Genomic DNA, 20,231 nt, shown 5'->3' on the forward strand with positions numbered 1-20,231 from the left:
GATGATTAAAGTATTTCGCAAAATGGAAGTGATCTTGTTTTTAACGCTTCAAAGCTGCTTCATCTTGATTATATCGGTGGTTGCTTACGGCTATAATTTTAATTGGCAGGATGTCTTCACGCACTATCAGGAGGATCAATTAAAAGTAAACGCTTTCAAATTAATAGACGATATGCGCAACGATAACTTGTCGGTGGGGCCATACACGGAGGAGCAGAAGTCTTGGCTGGACCGGAGGGCCACATTATACGGCATTCTCGTCCGTTACGGAGAGGATAAGCATACGGTCTGGTTTGATATGTTCTCGCGTGTACAAAACCAAAAGGACCTTATCATCCAGGAGTATCCGGTGGTAGCTAAGGGAGAGACCCGCGGCATTTTGCAGGTAGGATATTTAAAGACATTGAATCAGATCGATCCGAATGTCATCGCCTATCAAAAAATGATGGAAACCCGTTCCGGAATCCTATACGGTGTCATTATCCTGATCTCCGTTCTGGTCAGCTTTGTCGTTGCCCGTCTGTTGTCCGCGCATTTGCAAAGACTGCAGGAAACGGCGAATAAAATCCGTCTGGGCAACTGGGAGGTACAGGCGGCCGTCAAAGGTCCGGAGGAGGTCCGGAGGCTTGCTTTAACGTTAAACGAGCTCTCCAGGGAGCTGAAGAAGCAGGAGGATTGGCGCCATCATCTTATGGAGGATTTGACCCACGAGCTTCGAACGCCGCTGACATCCATGCTCTCCCAGCTGGAAGCGATGATTGACGGGATCTATGAAGTGGATCTGGAATGGCTGGAGCAAATCTATGACGAGCTGATCCGGCTTACCCGCCTGATGAATGATATGGAACGCTTATCCGAGGCGGAGGCCGCCCGGTTTACGATAAATATTCGGCGAATTAATATCGTACAGCTGACCCAGAACGTCTACCGCAATTTTCAGCAGATGGCCAAGAGCAAAGGGGTCAAGCTGCAATTTGTCCCTACCAATGCTCCTTGCTATGCCGAAATCGACCGCGATAAAATGATACAGGTCATTTCGAATATTGTATCCAATGCGATTAAGTATACGGATGAAGGTGGAAAGGTCACGCTTGGGGTCGATTGGACGATCGATTCTACTATTATCTATTGTGAGGATACGGGCATTGGAATCAGCGAGGCGGATTTGCCTTATGTATTTAACCGGCTGTACAGGGTCGATAAGTCCAGATCCCGCTTTAGCGGAGGGGTCGGTCTTGGCTTAAGTATCGTTAAAGCGTTAGTAGAGGCTCACGAGGGCAAGATTGAGGTGACAAGCACCTTGGGACAAGGCTCCAAATTTATGGTTACCATCCCGAATGTGTACAAGTCGCTGGAGCAGCAATTATCATAACAGCCTATGCTGGAAGGAGGCAGACGGATTGAGCTTTTACGGTCAAAATGTACTTCCCGCCGTTCGGAAAATGCGGGATCTTGAGCTGCTGTTGAAGAGCCGGTTCCAATACCTGGTTCTGCTCGACATTCATATTTCCCAGCTGTCCAGTATTGTGCAGCTTGCAAGATCGCATCAAAAGAAGATGCTGATCCATGCCGATTTGATTCAGGGGTTGAAGAATGATGAGTACGCGGTGGAATTTTTATGCCAGTCGGTCAAGCCGGCCGGCATAATATCCACAAAAAGTGCTGCCATAGCGACAGCCAAAAAAAATAAAGTGCTGGCGATTCAGCGGCATTTTTTGCTGGATACGACGGCACTGGAGATGACCTATAAAATAACGGAGAAGGTTCAGCCGGATTACATTGAAGTGCTTCCGGGCATTATGCCTCATATTATTTCGGAGATGAAGGAGCAGCTGGGGATTCCGATCCTGGCAGGCGGACTGATCCGCACGGTGGAGGATGTGGAGATGGCCTTGAAGGCGGGGGCGGTCGCCGTGACGACCTCCCGCAAGGAAATATGGAAACAATATGAAGCCCAGGGATAATTACTTGGGGTCTGCGGTAATAGGATTGACAGCATCTTCCCGTCGCTTCTCGAGGACTTGGCTGTGCTGCTCGATCTCTGCCTCGCTCCAGCCGAACAAGTCGGCCATATATGCGATAACCGGCTGCTTCCATTGATGAACGGAGGCAATGTCGAAGTACATGGCGCCGGTCCGGCGGATGAAGAAATCGGATGGGGTAGACACCATCTCCGCTTCAATTCCATAGATCAGCATGGCCAGCCACAGAGCAGGCATACCGTACTTGTCAGCTTCCTCCTGATGCTCCCGGTACAGCTCGAACAGGCGGTCTGCATTGGAACCGTAGCGTGTAACCAGAAGGGTCGCTTCACGTTCATTCAGCCCGAATTTCACAGCCTGCTGTACTTTGGTTTTGATAAAGGAGGCATAGCCTTGGGATCCGCCTACATCCCCTCCCGATAGCTTGACCTTGTCTGTGGTGCAGCCGGGGAAAGGGGAATGTCCTTGCTGCTCCAGCTGGTTGGCAACCAGATTGACGATCCGCTCGGCCATTTTGCGGTAACCGGTCAGCTTGCCGCCTGCGATAGTGATCAGCCCTGACGGAGCGATGAAGATCTCGTCCTTGCGCGAAAGCTCGGACGGTGATTTGCCGTCCTCATGTATCAGCGGACGCAAGCCTGACCAGCTGGATTCTACATCCTTGGGCTCCAGCTTGAGGGTAGGGAACATGAAGTTGGCGGCCTTCAAGATGTAATCTCTGTCCTCAACAGTCATGCGCGGACGGGCAATGTCGCCGGTATAGTTCGTATCGGTAGTCCCTATATAGGTTTTGCCGTCGCGCGGAATGGCGAACACCATACGTCCGTCCGGCGTATCGAAATAGATCGCTTGCTTCAGAGGGAACCTTTTGCCGTCAACAACGAGATGGACGCCTTTGGTTAGATGCAGCCGTTTGCCTTGCTTCGAGCCGTCGATTTCTCTGATCGTGTCTACCCACGGACCGGCTGCATTGACAATCTTTTTCGCTCGGATGTCGAAGGCTTGACCGGTCAATTGATCGACGACGCGGACTCCGACTATTTGACCCTGATCGTAGATCAAATCCTCCGCTTTTGCGTAATTCAGCGCGTGAACCCCGCGGCGAACCGCTTCCTTCATCGTCTCGATGGTCAATCTGGCATCATCGGTCCGGTATTCTACGTAATAGCCCCCGCCTTTTAATTTATCCTTTCGCAGCAGCGGCTCCATATTCAAGGTTTTGTCCTTATTCAGCATGATACGGCGCTCCTGCTTGCGTACGCCCGCCAAATAATCGTATACAAGCAAACCGACAGAGGTTGCCAGCTTCCCATAGGTGCCGCCTTCAATAATCGGCAGCAGCATCCATTCCGGTGTCGTCACATGCGGCGCATTCTCGTATACAATCGCGCGTTCTTTTCCTACCTCGGCCACCAGCTTGAATTCGAGCTGCTTCAAGTAACGAAGCCCGCCGTGGATCAGCTTCGTGGAGCGGCTTGAGGTCCCGGCACCGAAATCCTGCATTTCGATAAGACCTGTCGACATGCCTCTGGTTTGGGCGTCCAGCGCGATTCCCGCCCCCGTAATGCCTCCGCCAATAACTAGCAAATCCAATGTCTGATTAGAGAGCCGTTCTATATGATCAGCACGGTGCGCTCCGGAAAAATTCGTCGTCATCTGTATCATCCTTTTCGTCATGTTGGGTTGTGTAAACAACAAAAAAGACCGCTAACACGTCCCTGCAGAAGCCCAATTAGCTTCGGCAAGGTATGTTGCGGTCTACTCTTATTCTCTGACCAAATGTATTAACTTGTTCAATTGCTGCTTAATTAACCGTATCATAACATGAGAATGACGATGAAGCAATAGTTATTGACAGAGAAAATGGGTTTGTGTTAGATTTCAACATGAAAACGGTTTACATGTTTGTTCATGTACGACAAGGAGGAAGGCCGATGAAGAAGTCCCGTTATGTCGTTGCTATAGATCAAGGAACTACGAGCTGCAGAGCCATCGTTTTTGACCGTCAAGGGACGATTGTGCATACGGCGCAAAAGGAATTCACGCAATATTTTCCCCAATCCGGATGGGTTGAGCATGATGCGAACGAAATTTGGAATACCCAGCTGGAGGTGCTGCGCCAGGCAGTGCAATCGATTGCCGTTGATCAAATCGCTGCCATAGGGATTACGAATCAAAGGGAAACTACCGTGGTATGGGATAAATTAACGGGAGAACCGCTCCACCGGGCCATTGTTTGGCAGTGCCGCCGCACCAGCGGCTTGTGCGATGAGCTGAAGCAGCAGGGCTGGGAGGACAAGATCAGGCAGAAGACGGGCCTTGTGCTGGATGCCTATTTCTCGGGCACGAAGCTGAAATGGGTTCTTGATAACCATCCGCATATTAGAGAGAAAGCTGAACGGGGAGAAGCCTTGTTCGGCACTATCGACTCCTGGCTCATCTGGAAGCTGACGGAGGGAGCCGTGCATGTGACCGATGTCTCGAATGCATCGAGAACGATGCTGCTGAATATTCATACCGTGCAATGGGATGAGGAAATTTTAAAGGAATTCAACATTCCGGCTGCGATGCTTCCGGAGGTTCGGGCATCGAGCGAAGTGTACGGGTACACGACGCTGCTTGCCGAGGACATCCGCGTTCCTATCGCAGGGGCAGCCGGGGACCAGCAGGCCGCTTTATTCGGGCAGGGCTGCTTTAAAGAGGGAATGGCCAAAAATACTTATGGCACAGGGTGCTTTGTTCTGAAGCAGACAGGGGCCAGACCGGTTATGTCCCGAAAGGGACTCATCACGACAATTGCCTGGAAGATGAATGGCGAGGTCTGCTACGCTCTGGAAGGCAGCGTATTTAATGCGGGAACGGTCATTCAATGGCTGCGCGACGGCTTGGGACTCATTCAGGATGCCGCGGAAACCGAAGCGTTGGCCTTGTCCGTCGAAAATACGGAGGGAGTCTACTTCGTGCCTGCTTTCACAGGGCTCGGGACACCGTATTGGGAGCCGGATGCCCGGGGGATGATCACTGGCTTGACCCGTGGTGCCGGCAAAGCCCATCTGGTAAGAGCGGCCCTCGAATCCATAGCCTATCAGAGCGCAGAGGTGCTGCAGGTCATGGAGGAGGAGTCGGGCATTCATTTGACCGAGCTGCGCGTTGACGGCGGCGCAGTCAAAAACAACTTCCTGATGCAGTTTCAGGCCGATATGCTGGGCGTTCCCGTCGCCCGCCCCAAGGTGATCGAAACGACGGCCCTGGGAGCAGCATGTCTGGCCGGGTTAGCCGTCGGCTTCTGGCAGGATACGGCGGAGCTCGTGCAGATGAACGGCTTTGATCGTACGTTTACCCCGCAACCTGCGGGTGAGGCACTACGAGAGAACAGGCTGGAAGGCTGGAAGCAGGCGGTTTCGTATCAAATCAAGGCAAACTAGCATTTGGGTTACAGGTCTAATTGATACTTTATCCATCTAAATCGAATTCAAAGGAAACCGATTGAAGGTCCGATTCATCGAGGTTGATCACTTTAGTAATCCGGTAATGGCCTTTCTTCAGTTGATTTAGCGGAACATCTTGATCATGGACCCCGCCGGGCTCCATCATGATTCCAAGATCTACGAAGGCAGTAGTCATAGGATAGGGTGTCCATTCGCCATGCTTATGGATGTCTATTTTATAACCGACACCAAAAGAAATGCGGGAGGAGCTTTCATTTTTTAAGTGAAGGCTCATCGTCTCGCTGCTTCGAAATTGCGTCTTATCCGCGTACAGCTTGGCAGCAGGCGGACCGCTGGGAGTTGTCATTTTCGCAGTATTCGCAATATCCGGAAGTTCATAATGGTTCTTGCTTGCATTGGAGCTCATGCCATTTTGAACGGTATGGACTATGCCCCAAAGGATTACGCATTCAGCTATGACGAACAGTGCAGCCATAGGGATAGCAACGGATTTTTTCATAAGGACCCTCCTTTTTCCTTATATGACGATAAATGGATTACAATTGTTTCAGCGATTTGCTTAAGCGGCACAAAAAAGCCCGTTCTCCGACGAAGGAGACGGGTCTTTTGCTTAGGAGGGCCAATATGTACTTCAAATTTATAGAGGGACGATCTGGCGCTCTTTTTGCTTGTAGTATACCCATTCGGTAAAGCCGATTTCTTTGAGCCGCTTGCTCACCAATTCCCAATCGTCGCCGACACGTTCCGGCTTGTGTGCGTCGGAACCGAAGGTAACTCTTACGCCATAATGGCAGGCGCGCTCAAGAACAGCATCGATAGGGTACCAGCCGCCGCAGTCCTTCGTTTTGCCGGAGGTGTTGATTTCGATAGCAATGTCCTGTTCTGCGATAATTTGCAATGTTTTATCCACGGCATCCGTAGGAATATCGGAGAAGGCAGGGTAGAAGCCGCGCATGGCATCGATATGGCCGAGAATCTGGAACATGCCGCTGCGCGCGGATTGCTGAATCAGGTCATAATAAAGCTCTTTTTGCTCGACTTTTTGACGGTCGGTCAAACCGTTCCAACGCTTTTTATTGAAGATGCTGACGCCGCCCGACAGATGGACGGAACCGATAATATAGTCGAAAGGATATTGCTCATACACTTTGCGGTACACGTCCGCATGCTCAGGGAAAAAGTCGGATTCGACGCCCAGCAGAACGTCGATTTTTCCGGCGTACTCCTGCTTCAGCTTCAGCACCTCGTCTACATAACGGCTGAACTCGCTTTTTGCCATCGCAATGCCGGGCTGCTCCTGCTCCACGTCGCTTGCAAAGTAGGGTGAATGGTCCGATATGCCGATAACGGACAGTCCGTGCCGTATGCCCGCCTCGATATAGTCGCGGATTGTGCCGAGGGCATGGCCGCATCGTTCATGATGCGTATGCAAATCAAATTTCATATCAAGTCACTCCGATCCTATAAATTGAATTTCCTGCATGCCTTTCAAATCCTCTAAAAATTGATGGAGCGCCGAGCTTAAGTAACGTCCGGATTTATAGACGACCCCGACGGGGTGGCTGCTTTCAAGCTCATTGACCTTTATCATCTTCAGCGTGCCGAGACGCAGCTCGGTGGCAATGGACAGCTTGGAAATAATCGCGGCGCCCAGATTCAGCTCCACCATTCGCTTGACTTCCTCACTGCTGGACAGTTCCATCACGATTTGAGGGGTAATGTTCAGATGCTTGAAAATTTGATCGACGAATCGCCGCCCGGCCGTTTCCGGAGACAGCATTATGAGTGGAATATCCCTCAGCTTTTCCATCGGAATATGCTGGAAGCGGCTTAACGGATGCGCCGGTGAAACCACCAGCTCGAACGTATCGTAATACAGCACGGAGCTTTCCAACGCCGGATGCTTCTCGAACAAATAGGTGATACCGATATCGATGGATCCATTTTCTACGCTGTGCATAATTTGCGAGGAGGTCATCGAGTGAATCGTCGTTTTGATCAGCGGAAACTGATTCTGAAAGTAAGACAGCACCCGCGGCAATATTTGTATCGCTATTGAGGTTGTCGTTCCCAAGTGAATATGACCTTGAGGCGTTGAATTCAGATCAGCTAAACGCTGCTTCAAATCTTCGACGGTCTGCAGAATGATTTCCGCATGCTCCAAAAATACCCGTCCGCTATCGGTGAGCGTCACGGGCTGATTACGGTCGATCAGTACGGTCTTAAATTCGTCTTCCAGACTTTTGATCTGTGCGGAGACAGCCGGCTGCGTCAAGTTCAATACTTCTCCTGCTTTGCGAAAGCTCATCGTTTTGGAAATGGTAAGCAGTGTTTCTAGTTGGTTTAAGTTCAAATGCCGGAACCTCCTCTCCAAAAGGGGCTTATTGCTTCCCAGTTAGCTTCGTCAAAATAGATAAATTTTATCATCTTTACAAAAAATATAAAATCCGTTTCTTGAGAGCTATTTTCATTATATGACACTTGCTCCGGCTGAGCAAACAAAAAGTACTTCGAATCTCGAATGTTTTACCACATAAACGATAAAGAATACTAGGGACGGCGGCTTGGGAAAAGCGATTGTTTCCGGACTAAAAAAAGAGCTGAGGCTGTGACCCGCACCCAAAGTTAGACTTACCTAACCAATGGAGGTGACGTTCACTGCTAAGCTCTTTTTCTATGGCTTCCGCTAGGCTTGGCCTAATCTATCCATCAAATCTGTCAAGGTATCGCATACCCAATCCGGTTGAACTCCTGTTTTCGCCAGCTGCTCTTCCAGCGTATTCCGGTTAATAAGGCCGGTAAGCACCAGCGCCGTTCTGCATTGAGCCGCGATGCCTCCTTGAATGTCGGTCAACAGATTATCCCCGACAACCCAAATCTGCTCCGGCGGCAAATTCAGCTTGCGTATGGCATAGTTCATAATGATAGGGGAAGGCTTGCCGATGACGACAGGCTTCGTCTGGCTGGCTCTTTCGATAGAGGCGCCGATGGAGCCTGCGCCGGGGCGGAGCTCATTGTTCCAGGGAAGCAGATGGTCCGGGTTGGTCATAATGAAGCCTGCGCCCGACCGTATCAGGCTGACGGCTCTCGCCATCTTCTCGTAATTGAAGCTGCGGTCGATGCCCTGAACCACATAGTCCGCAGGACCATCAGTTACCGGCTCGAAGCCGGCGTCCTGCATCGCTTGCTCCAATCCCGTTTCACCGATCAGATACACGCGGCTGCCTTGGTTTTGCTCCTGCATGTACATCGCGGCAGCCTGGGAGGAAGTAAGCACCTCCTCGAGTTTCGCGTCTATGCCGACTCGTCCTAGATGGGCAGCGACCTGCTCGGGGGGTCTTGAGGAATTATTCGTCACGTATACATAGGGATGTCCCTCTTGCTTCAGCCATCGGATGAAATCGGCAGCCTCAGGGATCGGTGTATCTCCGTGGTACAGTGTACCATCCAAATCCAATAAAAATCCGGGCACTTGCTGGTCCTCCTCTTCCGTATCACAGTTGTCAGATGATCGAGTTCATTGTAGCAAAAGCGGTCCTATCCCGCCACTTTTTCCGTTCGGATGGATGCCATTGCTTGTGATATACTGTGATTAATGATTGGCAAGCTGATTGCCTTAGTTATTCTTAAGCCCTTCCGGAGGTCCAGATGAATTCTTATGTGAAATCGTGGATTGAATTAGTAAGCAGCTGCCGTAATGAAGCGGAAGCGGCGCCCATGAAGCAGTATATGCGCAATCAGTTCGATTTTTTGGGTATACGGGGCCCGAAGCGGGTAGAGCTGTTTAAGGAATGGGTACATCGTAACAGGCTCCCCCCGTTAAAGGAGCTCCCGGAAGTCGTTACAACATTGTGGAACATGCCGGAACGGGAGTACCAGTATACGGCGATCGATCTTTTGGCCAAAATGCAGAGGAAGCTGGAGAAAGAGCATATCGACTTATTGGAATGGCTGATCGTCCACAAATCATGGTGGGATACGGTAGATGGGATCGCTCCTAATGGAGCAGGATATTTATTTCAAAAGCATCCGGAGCTGATCACGAGCTATGCTGACCGCTGGATTGAATCCGATCCTATTTGGCTGCAAAGATCGGCCATTCTTTTTCAATTAAAATATAAGAGCCGAACGCAGGAGTCCTTACTGTTCCGGTACATAAGGCTCCGGTCCGATTCGGATGAATTTTTCATTCAGAAGGCTATCGGCTGGGCATTACGCGAATATTCCAAGACGAATCCCGAAGCGGTCAGAGATTTTATCCAAAGCCATGAGTTGAAGCCGCTCATTCGGCGTGAAGGGATGAAGCATCTGGACAAGCTGGGAAATATACAATCTTAAAGAAAGGGAGGAGTTAAGCATGCTGGCCGAGCTGCGTAAGGCGGATCACGGATTTATCGCTCAATTCGAACGGCATTACAAGCATTCGATTGAGGAGGTATGGGCTTATTTGACGGAGAATGAAAAGCTGAACCAATGGTTCCCTGAGCTTGAGGTGGAAGAACTGCGTCAGGGCGGGCTTATCAAGTTCAACATGTCGGATGGGACCCAGCTGGATATGACGATCCTCGATATGAAGTTTTTGTCCGTGCTGGAATACACGTGGGGAGAGGACCGTGTGCGCTTTGAGCTGGCTGCCGAGCCGGGAGGCTGTCTTCTTTACCTGAAGGAGACGATTCAGGCTGTCACCCCGCATACGCCTAAGGATCTGGCAGGATGGCATGTCTGCCTCGACGTTATCGCAGCGTTATTGAACGGTACGGTCATGGATCGCAAGCGCGAGTGGGAACGAATGTATGAACAATACATACAGGCCGTGGAGAAGACGGCAGGCAGCTTATAGAATCAATCGCGGGCTATCGAACCTTCCTGGAGCGGTAGCTCCTTTTTTTGCAGGTATGCAAATATTTACTGCAGCAATCTACCGAAGTCTTTAATTTTCACATGTGCGTGTACGGTAATTTCTGCATTAGAGATGATCTCTCGACGAGGAAGTTTCAACCATTCGGTAAAAGAAATTAAGTTTCTCGCATACTGTCCGATACCTATGGAGTCAACCCGGTTCTTTTGCATGATGCTTAGTAGTTCCAAGCTCTTTTTTTCCACCAAACGAACCATCAAAGCTTCCAGCTTTTTCTGATCCTCCTCCTTTTTCATGTTTAATTCACCTGAATATTCTAACAAGGACCCTATAATGTTGAGGTCTATGGCAACCTTCAGCTTGTTGCTGTTCAATAATGTGTCCGGGGAGGATAAGATTCGTATTTTTCTATCGCTGGACACGTATAGTAATGCAGCATCTTCATGTTTATTGGGTTCAATCTCACTTAGATTCATATAAATATTTCCTGCACCAATATCCTCATGAAGCAAAGCGAAATACATTTTATCTTCCGGCTGTACTTTGGCTACATATTGATCGTCCCGGAACAGCGCGACCCCATTAATGATGATGCTTGTTTTGTTTTCTTTGATTAGGGAAGCTACGGGATCAGTGCCGTCATCTTGAATATCCCTAACAAAAGAATACAGGTTGGTGTAAGGAATGTCGTTAACCTTCGCTTCCGTTCGGATAAGATCATCAATATATTCCCCGACCGTCTGGCCTTGGGGGTATTTTTTCGTTAACAATTTATTAGCCTCTCCTTCTACTACGACGACATGAACGCGATTGCCGAAGGAAGGGTCTCGGACGAGTGCGTCAATATGCTTCCAAATGCCTTTCTTTGCGAACTTATCGCCAAATAATACCTGCCGCACTTGTCCGTTCACAATCTTTCGATTGTTTTGCCTATCAAAAATCATTCTTGCTTCCCTGCTGCTTCTTGCTTCCGTTGAGTAGATGAGGGTTTCTTTTTCATTTGCTCTCGGGAGGCTAATCGTCAATCTTATGGAATTGCCATTTTTGTTGTCGTTCGCGGCATCATAGGCAATAGACCGTACAAAGCCCGTCTTCTCGAGAATTTTTTCGTCTGAGCACCCAACCAGGATCAAGAAAACGATGACGATTCCCCATTTACACTTCATGATTGGCCTTCCGTTCCTTCCATTTATTGAATTGGAGTACAAGGATTAACAGAAGAGGCATCGAGAACGCAATGCACATTTCAATATAAAAAGCGGTATTGAGCAGCTCTTGAGACTTTCTAAGAATCTGTGGTACCCATCCTACGGCAAATAGAATCGCAGTAATCCCTATTTCGATCCATTTGGGTCGAGCGTGGGGGAATACTTGCTTCAAGGTCATATGTGCTGCAAAACAAAACATAACCGTTGAGATCAAGTTCACATAGAGAAAGAAAGGAAACACCAAACTTTCTATTCGATTCATAAAAGGCAGTTCAATGTAGCTAAGTAAATTCATTAGCGGATAAAGAAGGGTTTGTAATTGTTGAAAGCTATAGAAGCCTAGTGAAATCCAAATGACGAATAATTGAACACAGGTAGTAAGCAAATGTCCGGCCATGACACCTTTAAACAGCTTGCTTTCTTTATTCGTGAAAGGAATGAAGAACAAGCAAAGTTCGTAACCGACAAAAGCCTTGTAAATTTCAGCCCAACTCGCCAGAGAAGGCGGATGGGATGCTCCTTGAAAGAATGAGGTGGTGAATCGAACGAGCTGCCAATCCTTAATAAAGAAGAGACACAATCCAACTATCCAAATGGTTAAAAAGAATAGGATCGTATTGGCTTTGCAAATATTGTAAAGAGTTTTGCTAATCAAGCAATAAACCATCGCACAATACAAGAAAAAAATAAGCATAGGGTGCATGGATTGAAAAAAAAGCAGTTGAAATACAAAAATAAAGTTCTTGCCGATTAAGGAAGCGAGCCCGATCCAGATCAAAGCAATGACAACATAGAATGGGTACAGCAGCACCTTAGGAAGTGATGTTTCTAGGATTTGAAAAGCAGACCTGCCATTTCCCCACTTATAAACAACCCAGTAAAGGAAAATGTTGAATGATGCAACGCAGGATAAAATAATATATCCTACCCAACCATTGGTACCCAGGTTTTCGACAACAGTACGAGGAAGGTCAAATAAGCTGATATCCATTTCGATCATATAGATGAGCAAAGCAATATGAAAAGCATTTAGTTTTTCCTTCATCCATTCACCGTCATTTACGCATTTTATTTCGGATCTTATTTTTAGTTTTCACAATACTGGGACGTTTACGCAATAACCAGAACGGTCCTCGAACGAATGTATCCAAGGAATCGTTCACATTCATCGGTGCAACAGGCGTTAAATAAGAAGTACCCAAATTGGTGATTCCAGCAAGGTGGATAACCATAAACCCGATGCCGATGACAAGCCCCAGATTGCCCAGCATCCCTGCTAAAATGATGAAGCCGAAACGGATGAGCCGGATGGATGCACTCATAATATAGCTTGGAACCACGAATGACGAGATGGCGGATGTAGCAACGGTGATGATAAGGATATTACTCGTAAAACCGGCTTGAACAGCAGCCTGTCCGATAACGATACCGCCAACGATTCCAATGGTTTGACCAATTTTGGACGGGAGTCTTGCTCCGGCCTCTCTGAGCAATTCAATGGTCGTTTCCATAATCAAGGCTTCTAATAATGGGGGAAAGGGAACTTTACTCCTAGATTCGACTAAATTATAGAGCATGGTATGCGGAATCATTTCGTAATGAAACGTAGTCGCCGAAACGTAAAAGGATGTTAGACCGAGCGTGAGAATAAATCCGATTAAACGGAGCAATCTGATCGCAGTACCTGTGAGCCATCTGCTATAGTAATCATCGGGTGAAGAAAAGAAATCAAAAAAAGAGGTTGGACAGCAAAATGCGGAAGGGCTTCCGTCAATAAGTCCTACAATTCGGCCTCCGACAATTTTAGATACGATAGCGTCAGGGCGTTCCGTGGTCATGAATTGCGGAAAAACAGAGTTCGGATTTTCTTCGATGAGCTGAACCAGCATATTCCCTTCAGTAACCATGTCAATTTCAATGTTTTGAATTCGCTTGATGAGCGTTTGTACAAGCTCCTGATCGGCAATGCCCTCAAGATACATCAAGACGACATCCGATTTGGCCACTTCACCTACTTGGAGCTTGACTGTTTTTAACTTGGAGCTTTTGATCCTATTGCGAAGCAAACCAATATTTAGCGAAATATTTTCCACAAATCCATCATGCGGTCCGGTAATAACAGTTTCTGTTTCCGATTGCTCAATGGTTCGGCCAATAGCCTCGGAAACATCGACCAAATATGCAGTTTGCCTGAAAAAGACGGACGCTTTGCCGTCCAAAATGCCCTTGATACATGCCTTGCTATCCTGAACGGGCTGGTAAGTACCCCGAGCCAATATGCCTGCAACATCGTTCTCTCCCGCGTGAGTAAAAGGATGGATCACATCGCGAAAAAGTTCCGTATTGCCGACCAATGTAGGCAGATAGACCACATCAACTTGACATTGCTTGAAGGCATGATGGTTAAAATCCATACAATCCTTAAATGCTGTGATGGTTTGCTCAAGCGAAGGCGGGGTTACGCTGTCTGTCTCGGCTTGTGTCTCATTTATTATTGGTTGATTCGAGAAAAGATTGAGAAGCTTTTGAAGGAATGTCATATTTCCCCACCTCGAGAGGTATTTTCCCCAAAAGGCTGTTCAATAATTCAATTATTTGTGCTGCTGCCAATTGGGAAAAGCACGAACCGGGCAGAAGCGGAATACAAGTATAAAATCGGCACACATTATAAGATTTACTTATACAATATTAAAGAAAAGTTGATTAATGGAGGGTAACAGCATGAAACTACTTGAATCCATCGAGCAAGTGTTTCGGCATTTGACGGCTCCGTCCGGCCACGATTTGAGAAGAGCCGTCGAGCGATTGAATTTGAATCCGGAGGAGGCAGCAATGTATGTGACGGAGCCGTCGCATTTGCCCTATGGCCGGAGGGTCTTGTTCCAATCCGAGCATGTGGAGGTCATCCTGATTCATTTGCCTGCAGGGCATGAAACCTATATCCACGACCATGGAGAATCCATAGGATGTGCCTATGTGCTCGAAGGGGAGCTGACCAACAAGCAGTTTTGGCTGGATAAAGAGGGCTACGCCCATGAATGCGGCGAGTCCGTGCTTCGACCTAACCAATTTATGTTTGCCCCGAAGGGCCAAATTCATCAAATGTGCAATTACGGCAAGCAAAGAGTTGTTACTCTCCATGCTTATACTCCTGCGATGAAAAATACAAAGGTATATTACCAATACGAGCAGGTTCTTGATTATGTTATTTAAGAACGAAAAGTAAACACGGTCGAACGTCTTTGATAGGGCTCGATAGGGTTTTTCATACTATACAATTTTTCCGGCCCCGCTCTTTGCGGGGTCATTTTCATTAGTAGGATTGTCTTCCTGGACCGAAAGGGTTTCCCTCTCGCGAATAGAATTATGAATGTAACGATCGGGTTAGGAATAGAGGTTCCACGAAAGGGGGAGGGGCTTTTTGGATGACGCAAAGAAGCAGTTGCTGAATCACCAGCTGTCGCAATTGCGGGTTCAGCTGCTTTTTGCGAAGCTTTCCGTGTGCTCTCCGGATTGGATCAGGCATCGCTTCACTCCTTCTTATAACAAAGTTTACCTGATTAAGGGCGGAGAAGGATGGCTTCAGATCGGCAAGGAGCAGCTCTGTCCGGAGCCGGGGGATCTGGTGTTTATACCAGGTGGAGTAGAGCAATCTTATTCTGTCACGGGCGGAACACCCTATACCATGCATTGGTGTCATTTCAAAACGAATTTGAATTTCAACCGGCTCTTTCAGTTGTTCGGTTTGACCAACGTGGTGAAAGCGGATGAAAGCCGTGAGCTTCAGCACTGGTTTCGGGAGCTGGAGGAACATCGCAGAGATGAAGGCCCGGCTACCTCACTGAAAATCCAGTCTGCCCTTTTTGCGATAATTTCCTATTTTATCGATCATGCGGTTACGGATCATGGGCGGGAGGCCGTCAATGATTCCCTGCGAAAACTGACGGATACGATCCATTATATCGACGATCATTTATCCAGGGAGCTGACGATCGAGGAGCTCGCACAGAATGCCCATTTTCATCCGAATTACTTTATCCGTGTATTCAAAAGGCATCTCGGGATGCCGCCTATGCGGTACATTCATGAAAGGAGAATGGAGAAGGCGAAGCAGCTGCTCAGCTCTACGGATCTTACGGTTGGGGAAGTCGCTCGCCGAACCGGGTTCAAGGATGTGTCCTATTTTTCTGCGGCATTCAGGAAAGGGGCGGGCGCCTCTCCCTCGGAATATCGCAATTTGTTCCCTGGCCGCTAGCAGGGTTCATTAGGATGAACCGCGCTTGTCCACAAAAAGTTAATTTTACAACAAAACAGGTTAGGCTGATCGCTTACGGCAGATCTTGAAAGCGCTGTATTATGAGAATGTGAGCCTAATACAGGCACATACATTCTACAGCGAGGTGGGAGATAATGAGGATGAAGACCGGGTTCAGGACACTGATAGCTTTATGCGTTGCTTTGGGCAGCGGCATGCCTGTAGTGGAGAACGGGCAGATGGTGCACGCTCAGGATCAAGCGCCGACGCAGCTCTACGTTGCCAAAAACGGCAGCGACACCTTCGAGGGCACGATGAGCCGCCCTTTCGCTACGCTGGAAAAAGCCCGCGACATAATTCGCGAGATGAAAAGTGCCGGGGCCCTTCCTCCAGGAGGAGTCAAAGTGACCATCCGTGGCGGGGAGTATCGGTTCACCGATACGTTTCAATTGGATGAGAGGGACTCCGGAACGCTGGATTCCCCTATTACCTACGAAGCGTATCAGGGGGAGAAGGTCACCATTTCCGGCGGGGATACGATCGGTGCGTCCATGTTCCGCCCCGTCTCTGACCCGTCTATTCTGGGGAGGCTTCCCAAGGAAGCCGGCAGCAAAGTCATGCAGCTGGACCTTAAGGCGCTGGGCATTACCGACTACGGCGTGCTTGGCAGCACGAGCAACGTTCCGCCGGAGCTGTTTATCAATGGAAACGTGATGACGCTTGCACGATGGCCGAACAGCGGCTTTACGACGTTGGATCAGGTAGTGAAGACTCCCGACACCGCGGCAGGGACCGGATATACCTTTACCTACAAGGACAGCGGGCTGCATAAATGGCAGAGCATCGACTACACATGGATGCTGGGCTACTGGGGGAACGATTGGGCAACCAACGATCTTCAGATCAAGTCCATTGACCCGGAGCGTACAACTATCGAAACCTACAAGGGCACCAGCTATGCGATGAAAGCCGGGCAGCGCTTTTATTTCTACAATATTCTGGAGGAGCTGGACGCCCCGGGCGAATGGTATGTGGACCGTAATACAGGCATGCTGTATCTCTATCCGCCGGCTCCGCTTCAGGAAAGTAAAATTCAATTGTCTTTATTCAATAAAAATTTGATTACGATGAACAATACATCTAATGTCATATTCAGCCATCTCGCGATGGAGGTTCATAGGGGCAACGCCATCGATATTACGGGCGGAGAAAATAACCGGATCCAATATTGCGAAATCAGCAAGATGGGCGGCTATGCGGTCAAAATCAACGGGGGACGGAACAACGGAGTCTACGGCTCAAGCATTTACAGCATGGGAAACGGGGGCGTTCTGTTGAACGGCGGCGATTTTACGACGCTGACTCCTGCGGGGAACTACGCGGATAATAACGATATTTACAACTATGCCAGAATCAAACTGACTTACACCTCCGCCGTTGAGCTGAATGGAGTCGGTAACCGCGCCACGCATAACAAGATGCATAATGCGCCGCATCTAGCCATCCAGTTCAGAGGAAACGACCATGTGATGGAGTACAACGAAATCTACGATGTGGTCAAGGAAACGGCGGATGCTTCGGCGATTTATTCGGGCAGAAGCTTCGTATGGCGCGGCAATGTCATTAATAACAACTATTTTCACGACATTATTGCCAGCGATTTGCGTGTATCGACGGCGGCTATTTATTTGGACGATTACATGAGCGGCGTGGAAATGAGGGGCAACGTGTTCTACAAGATCGGCAAGCAGGCGTTCAAGCTGGCCAACGGCAGAGAAAATGTCGTTGAGAACAATTTGGTCATCGATACTGGCTCTTCGATCGCCTTCATGACCCGCGGCTATAAGCCCGGTGAAAAAAATTATGAATCGTTGATGAGCAAATTCGATCAGGTTCCTTATCAGAGCGATATTTGGGCACAGCGCTATCCGACGCTTCCCGATATTTTGAACGACGAACCCCTGCTGCCAAAACGGAATGTTGTCCGCAACAATGCATTTGTCAACAGCGGACCTATTACCGGGGACAGCCAGAATATGAAGCTGGGCACTTTCGAGAACAATCTGTCCTTTGCCAACAAGGATGATATAGGCTTTGAAGATGCGGCAAATGGAAACTTCCAGTTAAGGAATGATTCCGTGATCTTCTCCAGCATCCCGGAATTCAAATCCATTCCGTTCCATGAGATGGGGGTTAAGGCAGCAGGACTTCCGCCGTCCCAGTCGGGCTTATCCGTAAAATCGGTGGATTACCCGCAGAATGGAGACGATGTTAAGGTTCAGATGAGCTTGAACGGTAATTCGCTTGCAGCCGTAAAAGATGAATCCGGCCTCCGTCTAAGGGAAGGAACGGATTATGTGACGGAAGGGTCGTCCGTTCGGTTGAACAAGTCGTATCTGGCTTCGCTGGCGCAAGGCTATCATGCTCTGACCTTCTCCTTCAGTGCCGGAAACGATGCCTTCCTGAACGTCAATGTACTGCCTCCTGCAAGCGCGCAGCTTAGCTCATCCTCCTTAAAATATGCGCAAAATTCAGGCGACAGCACCATCGGAATGAGTCTGAACGGCAATACGCTTCTTTCCATTAACGATGGTAGCCAGGTGCTGAAGGAAGGAACGGATTACATTAATAACGGTACCTCTGTGACCTTCAAGAGCTCGTACCTCATGAAGCTGGCTCTGGGCCAATACAGCCTTCGGTTTACTTTTAGCTCGGGCACTGAGGCGGTTCTGGCATTAAACGTCGTTCAAGAGAGCTATACACTGAACAAAACGTATTCGGCTTCATCGCAGTGGAGCAATGATTACAGCGCGGCCAAAGCATTTGACGGCAATCCTACGTCCCGTTGGTCTGCGGAGAAAGGAAAAACCGCGAATCAGCACCTGACGGTTGATTTTGGTGACAGCATTACGTTCAATCAGGTGATTGTACGGGAGAGTTCTTACCAGAGGGTGAACCATTATGTCCTGCAATATTCGGAGGACGGCGAAAACTACATCGACATTCCAGGAACGGAAGGAAGCTCCATTGGAACCAGCAAGACGATCGATTTCGATCCGGTCACAGCGCAATATTTGCGGCTTCTGATGTACTCGACCAAGCTGGAATCCGGCGCCAGCAAGGAACCGACGATCAACGAGTTGGAAGTCTATTATGTGCCGCCGGTCAACCCAATTGAGCTTACCGTACCCAGTGATCTGACTGTGGAGGCCGTGGGAGAACGGACTAAGGTAGACATCGGCACAGCGACATCGACGGAAGGAGTCGTTGTCACCAATGATGCTCCGAGTGATTTTCCGCTCGGAACGACAGTGGTTACCTGGACCGCCAAGGATGCCGAGGGACGTACCTGGACTGCAACTCAAAAGGTGACGGTAGTAGATACGGTGCCCCCAGTGATTACCGGTGAAGCTGCGCCGCAGCCTAATCTTAACGGCTGGTACCGTACGCCGGTAACGGTGCATTTTAACGCTGTCGATAGCGGTTCAGGCGTTGCCAGCGTAACTCCAGATATCTTGCTTTCCAACGATGGGAGAGACCAGACGGCAACCGGGACAGCGGTGGATAAAGCGGGAAATACGGCGACGGCGGCCGTCTACGGCATCCATATCGATACGGTGAAGCCGATGATCGATATTAAGGCAGCTCCGTCCTACACGACGTCCCAGACGATGACGGTAGCTTATTCCGTCTATGACGATTTATCGGGCGTAGACAGCGTAAACGCTCTATTGAACGGCAGGCCGGTGGTGAACGGTCAAGCCGTGAGGCTGGCTGATTTAGCGGGAGCCAACACGCTAACCGTCACCGCATCCGACAAAGCAGGCAACATAACGGAACAGACGGTTAGCCTCCGGGTAGTTATTGATGCAGCCGTGACTATGACCCCGAAGACACTGAACCTCAAAAGCCAGGGCGGGGCGAACTCCATGACGGCCAGTATCGCTCTGCCCCAGGGATACGCAGCTTCCCAGCTGGATACAGGCTCGATCCGATTGACGGTGAACGGCAAGGTCATTCCCGCACAGGCCATGCCGCAGGGGGCAGGAGGAACGGGCTCAAGCCTGACAGTCAAGTTTGACAGGCAGCAGGTCATCGCGGCTTTGGGAACAGCCGAAGGGAATGCAACCCTAACGGTCAGTGGAAGCCTGCTCGACGGGAAAAGCTTTGCAGGGAGCGACACGATTCGGGTGATTCATTAGTGGGGACGCCTTAAGGCAACCGAGTCGGTTGAAAAACCTGAAGAGCTTGAACTACTGCCAGTATACTCCGGTGGGGTATGCCCCTCCAGCCACTGTTGAAACCCGTGAAAGGTAAATCTATTTAGCGGTATTTTCACGGGTTTCAAAGGTGGACGTAAACTCCTCCGAGGCATACCCCACCTCTATTTGTAGCATAGTTCCCGCAAAACAGGTTTTTCAACAACTTAGGGACGCCACGAGGCGTCCTTTTTCTTTACTATTAGGGTAATTATGGATA

The 20,231-nt window shown here is 49.1% G+C and carries 16 protein-coding genes; 8 read left to right on the forward strand and 8 right to left on the reverse strand.

Going from position 1 to position 20,231, the window contains the following annotated elements; all coding sequences use genetic code 11:
• The first annotated feature begins 1 nt into the window (after position 1).
• Positions 2 to 1,372, forward strand: a complete 1,371-nt coding sequence (locus GGC63_RS21595; protein ID WP_079909831.1) for a sensor histidine kinase — start codon at positions 2 to 4, stop codon at positions 1,370 to 1,372.
• 28 nt (positions 1,373 to 1,400) lie between these two features.
• Positions 1,401 to 1,964: a glycerol-3-phosphate responsive antiterminator gene (locus tag GGC63_RS21600; protein ID WP_225948398.1), complete on the forward strand. Its 564-nt coding sequence runs from the start codon at positions 1,401 to 1,403 to the stop codon at positions 1,962 to 1,964.
• Here the strand turns inward: GGC63_RS21600 and GGC63_RS21605 are convergent, their stop codons facing one another.
• Positions 1,965 to 3,638: a glycerol-3-phosphate dehydrogenase/oxidase gene (locus GGC63_RS21605; RefSeq protein WP_192704070.1), complete on the reverse strand. Its 1,674-nt coding sequence runs from the start codon at positions 3,636 to 3,638 to the stop codon at positions 1,965 to 1,967. It abuts the gene before it with no gap.
• A gap of 278 nt (positions 3,639 to 3,916) precedes the next feature.
• Between GGC63_RS21605 and glpK the strand changes: the two genes are divergently transcribed.
• The gene (gene glpK / locus GGC63_RS21610) at positions 3,917 to 5,407 is read left to right on the forward strand and encodes a glycerol kinase GlpK (RefSeq protein WP_192704071.1); all 1,491 of its coding nucleotides are present in this window, start codon (positions 3,917 to 3,919) and stop codon (positions 5,405 to 5,407) included.
• 28 nt (positions 5,408 to 5,435) lie between these two features.
• Here the strand turns inward: glpK and GGC63_RS21615 are convergent, their stop codons facing one another.
• The 4 genes from GGC63_RS21615 to GGC63_RS21630 all read right to left on the reverse strand — a co-directional run bounded on the left by GGC63_RS21615 (position 5,436) and on the right by GGC63_RS21630 (position 8,903).
• Positions 5,436 to 5,930 carry an immunoglobulin-like domain-containing protein gene (locus GGC63_RS21615; RefSeq protein ID WP_192704072.1) on the reverse strand — a complete coding sequence of 165 codons (495 nt, stop codon included), beginning with the start codon at positions 5,928 to 5,930 and terminating at the stop codon, positions 5,436 to 5,438.
• Between the two features lie 138 nt (positions 5,931 to 6,068).
• A complete protein-coding gene (locus GGC63_RS21620) occupies positions 6,069 to 6,875 on the reverse strand; it encodes a histidinol-phosphatase (protein ID WP_192704073.1) in 807 nt (268 codons plus the stop codon).
• Between the two features lie 6 nt (positions 6,876 to 6,881).
• On the reverse strand, positions 6,882 to 7,784 hold the full coding sequence (locus GGC63_RS21625; RefSeq protein WP_079909837.1) for a LysR family transcriptional regulator: 903 nt from the start codon (positions 7,782 to 7,784) through the stop codon (positions 6,882 to 6,884).
• Between the two features lie 333 nt (positions 7,785 to 8,117).
• The gene (locus tag GGC63_RS21630; RefSeq protein ID WP_192704074.1) at positions 8,118 to 8,903 is read right to left on the reverse strand and encodes a TIGR01457 family HAD-type hydrolase; all 786 of its coding nucleotides are present in this window, start codon (positions 8,901 to 8,903) and stop codon (positions 8,118 to 8,120) included.
• A gap of 176 nt (positions 8,904 to 9,079) precedes the next feature.
• Between GGC63_RS21630 and GGC63_RS21635 the strand changes: the two genes are divergently transcribed.
• Positions 9,080 to 9,769: a DNA alkylation repair protein gene (locus GGC63_RS21635; RefSeq protein WP_192704075.1), complete on the forward strand. Its 690-nt coding sequence runs from the start codon at positions 9,080 to 9,082 to the stop codon at positions 9,767 to 9,769.
• 19 nt (positions 9,770 to 9,788) lie between these two features.
• Complete coding sequence (locus GGC63_RS21640) at positions 9,789 to 10,271, forward strand: SRPBCC family protein (protein WP_192704076.1); 483 nt, start codon at positions 9,789 to 9,791, stop codon at positions 10,269 to 10,271.
• A gap of 65 nt (positions 10,272 to 10,336) precedes the next feature.
• On the opposite strand, the gene GGC63_RS21645 is transcribed toward GGC63_RS21640, so the two are convergent.
• The 3 genes from GGC63_RS21645 to GGC63_RS21655 are packed head-to-tail and all read right to left on the reverse strand — an operon-like array spanning position 10,337 to position 14,037.
• Positions 10,337 to 11,455 (reverse strand): Ger(x)C family spore germination protein, encoded by a 1,119-nt coding sequence (locus tag GGC63_RS21645; protein ID WP_192704077.1) that lies wholly within the window; start codon positions 11,453 to 11,455, stop codon positions 10,337 to 10,339.
• A complete protein-coding gene (locus tag GGC63_RS21650; protein WP_192704078.1) occupies positions 11,445 to 12,542 on the reverse strand; it encodes a GerAB/ArcD/ProY family transporter in 1,098 nt (365 codons plus the stop codon). Before GGC63_RS21650 ends, GGC63_RS21645 begins: the two co-directional genes overlap by 11 nt.
• Before the next feature lie 10 nt (positions 12,543 to 12,552).
• Positions 12,553 to 14,037, reverse strand: coding sequence for a spore germination protein (locus GGC63_RS21655; RefSeq protein ID WP_192704079.1), 1,485 nt, complete (start codon positions 14,035 to 14,037; stop codon positions 12,553 to 12,555).
• 181 nt (positions 14,038 to 14,218) lie between these two features.
• Here GGC63_RS21655 and GGC63_RS21660 point away from each other — a divergent pair, with 181 nt between their 5' ends.
• The 3 genes from GGC63_RS21660 to GGC63_RS21670 all read left to right on the forward strand — a co-directional run bounded on the left by GGC63_RS21660 (position 14,219) and on the right by GGC63_RS21670 (position 19,954).
• Positions 14,219 to 14,710, forward strand: a complete 492-nt coding sequence (locus GGC63_RS21660) for a cysteine dioxygenase (RefSeq protein WP_192704080.1) — start codon at positions 14,219 to 14,221, stop codon at positions 14,708 to 14,710.
• Positions 14,711 to 14,918: 208 nt separating this feature from the next.
• Entirely contained in the window at positions 14,919 to 15,752 is an 834-nt protein-coding gene (locus tag GGC63_RS21665; RefSeq protein ID WP_192704081.1) for an AraC family transcriptional regulator, read from the forward strand.
• Positions 15,753 to 15,913: 161 nt separating this feature from the next.
• Complete coding sequence (locus tag GGC63_RS21670; protein WP_192704082.1) at positions 15,914 to 19,954, forward strand: X2-like carbohydrate binding domain-containing protein; 4,041 nt, start codon at positions 15,914 to 15,916, stop codon at positions 19,952 to 19,954.
• Positions 19,955 to 20,231: the final 277 nt, after the last annotated feature.

Source organism: Paenibacillus sp. OAS669 (genome assembly GCF_014873645.1).
GTDB lineage: Bacteria > Bacillota > Bacilli > Paenibacillales > NBRC-103111 > Paenibacillus_S > Paenibacillus_S vulneris.

Bases quoted from the DNA above. Each gene is read 5' to 3' on its own strand.
- GGC63_RS21595 (WP_079909831.1), top strand. From the start codon at position 2: ATGATTAAAGTATTTCGCAAAATGGAAGTGATCTTGTTTTTAACGCTT.
- GGC63_RS21605 (WP_192704070.1), bottom strand. From the start codon at position 3,638: ATGACGACGAATTTTTCCGGAGCGCACCGTGCTGATCATATAGAACGG.
- glpK (WP_192704071.1), top strand. From the start codon at position 3,917: ATGAAGAAGTCCCGTTATGTCGTTGCTATAGATCAAGGAACTACGAGC.
- GGC63_RS21615 (WP_192704072.1), bottom strand. From the start codon at position 5,930: ATGAAAAAATCCGTTGCTATCCCTATGGCTGCACTGTTCGTCATAGCT.
- GGC63_RS21620 (WP_192704073.1), bottom strand. From the start codon at position 6,875: ATGAAATTTGATTTGCATACGCATCATGAACGATGCGGCCATGCCCTC.
- GGC63_RS21635 (WP_192704075.1), top strand. From the start codon at position 9,080: ATGAATTCTTATGTGAAATCGTGGATTGAATTAGTAAGCAGCTGCCGT.
- GGC63_RS21640 (WP_192704076.1), top strand. From the start codon at position 9,789: ATGCTGGCCGAGCTGCGTAAGGCGGATCACGGATTTATCGCTCAATTC.
- GGC63_RS21645 (WP_192704077.1), bottom strand. From the start codon at position 11,455: ATGAAGTGTAAATGGGGAATCGTCATCGTTTTCTTGATCCTGGTTGGG.
- GGC63_RS21650 (WP_192704078.1), bottom strand. From the start codon at position 12,542: ATGAAGGAAAAACTAAATGCTTTTCATATTGCTTTGCTCATCTATATG.
- GGC63_RS21655 (WP_192704079.1), bottom strand. From the start codon at position 14,037: ATGACATTCCTTCAAAAGCTTCTCAATCTTTTCTCGAATCAACCAATA.
- GGC63_RS21660 (WP_192704080.1), top strand. From the start codon at position 14,219: ATGAAACTACTTGAATCCATCGAGCAAGTGTTTCGGCATTTGACGGCT.
- GGC63_RS21670 (WP_192704082.1), top strand. From the start codon at position 15,914: ATGAAGACCGGGTTCAGGACACTGATAGCTTTATGCGTTGCTTTGGGC.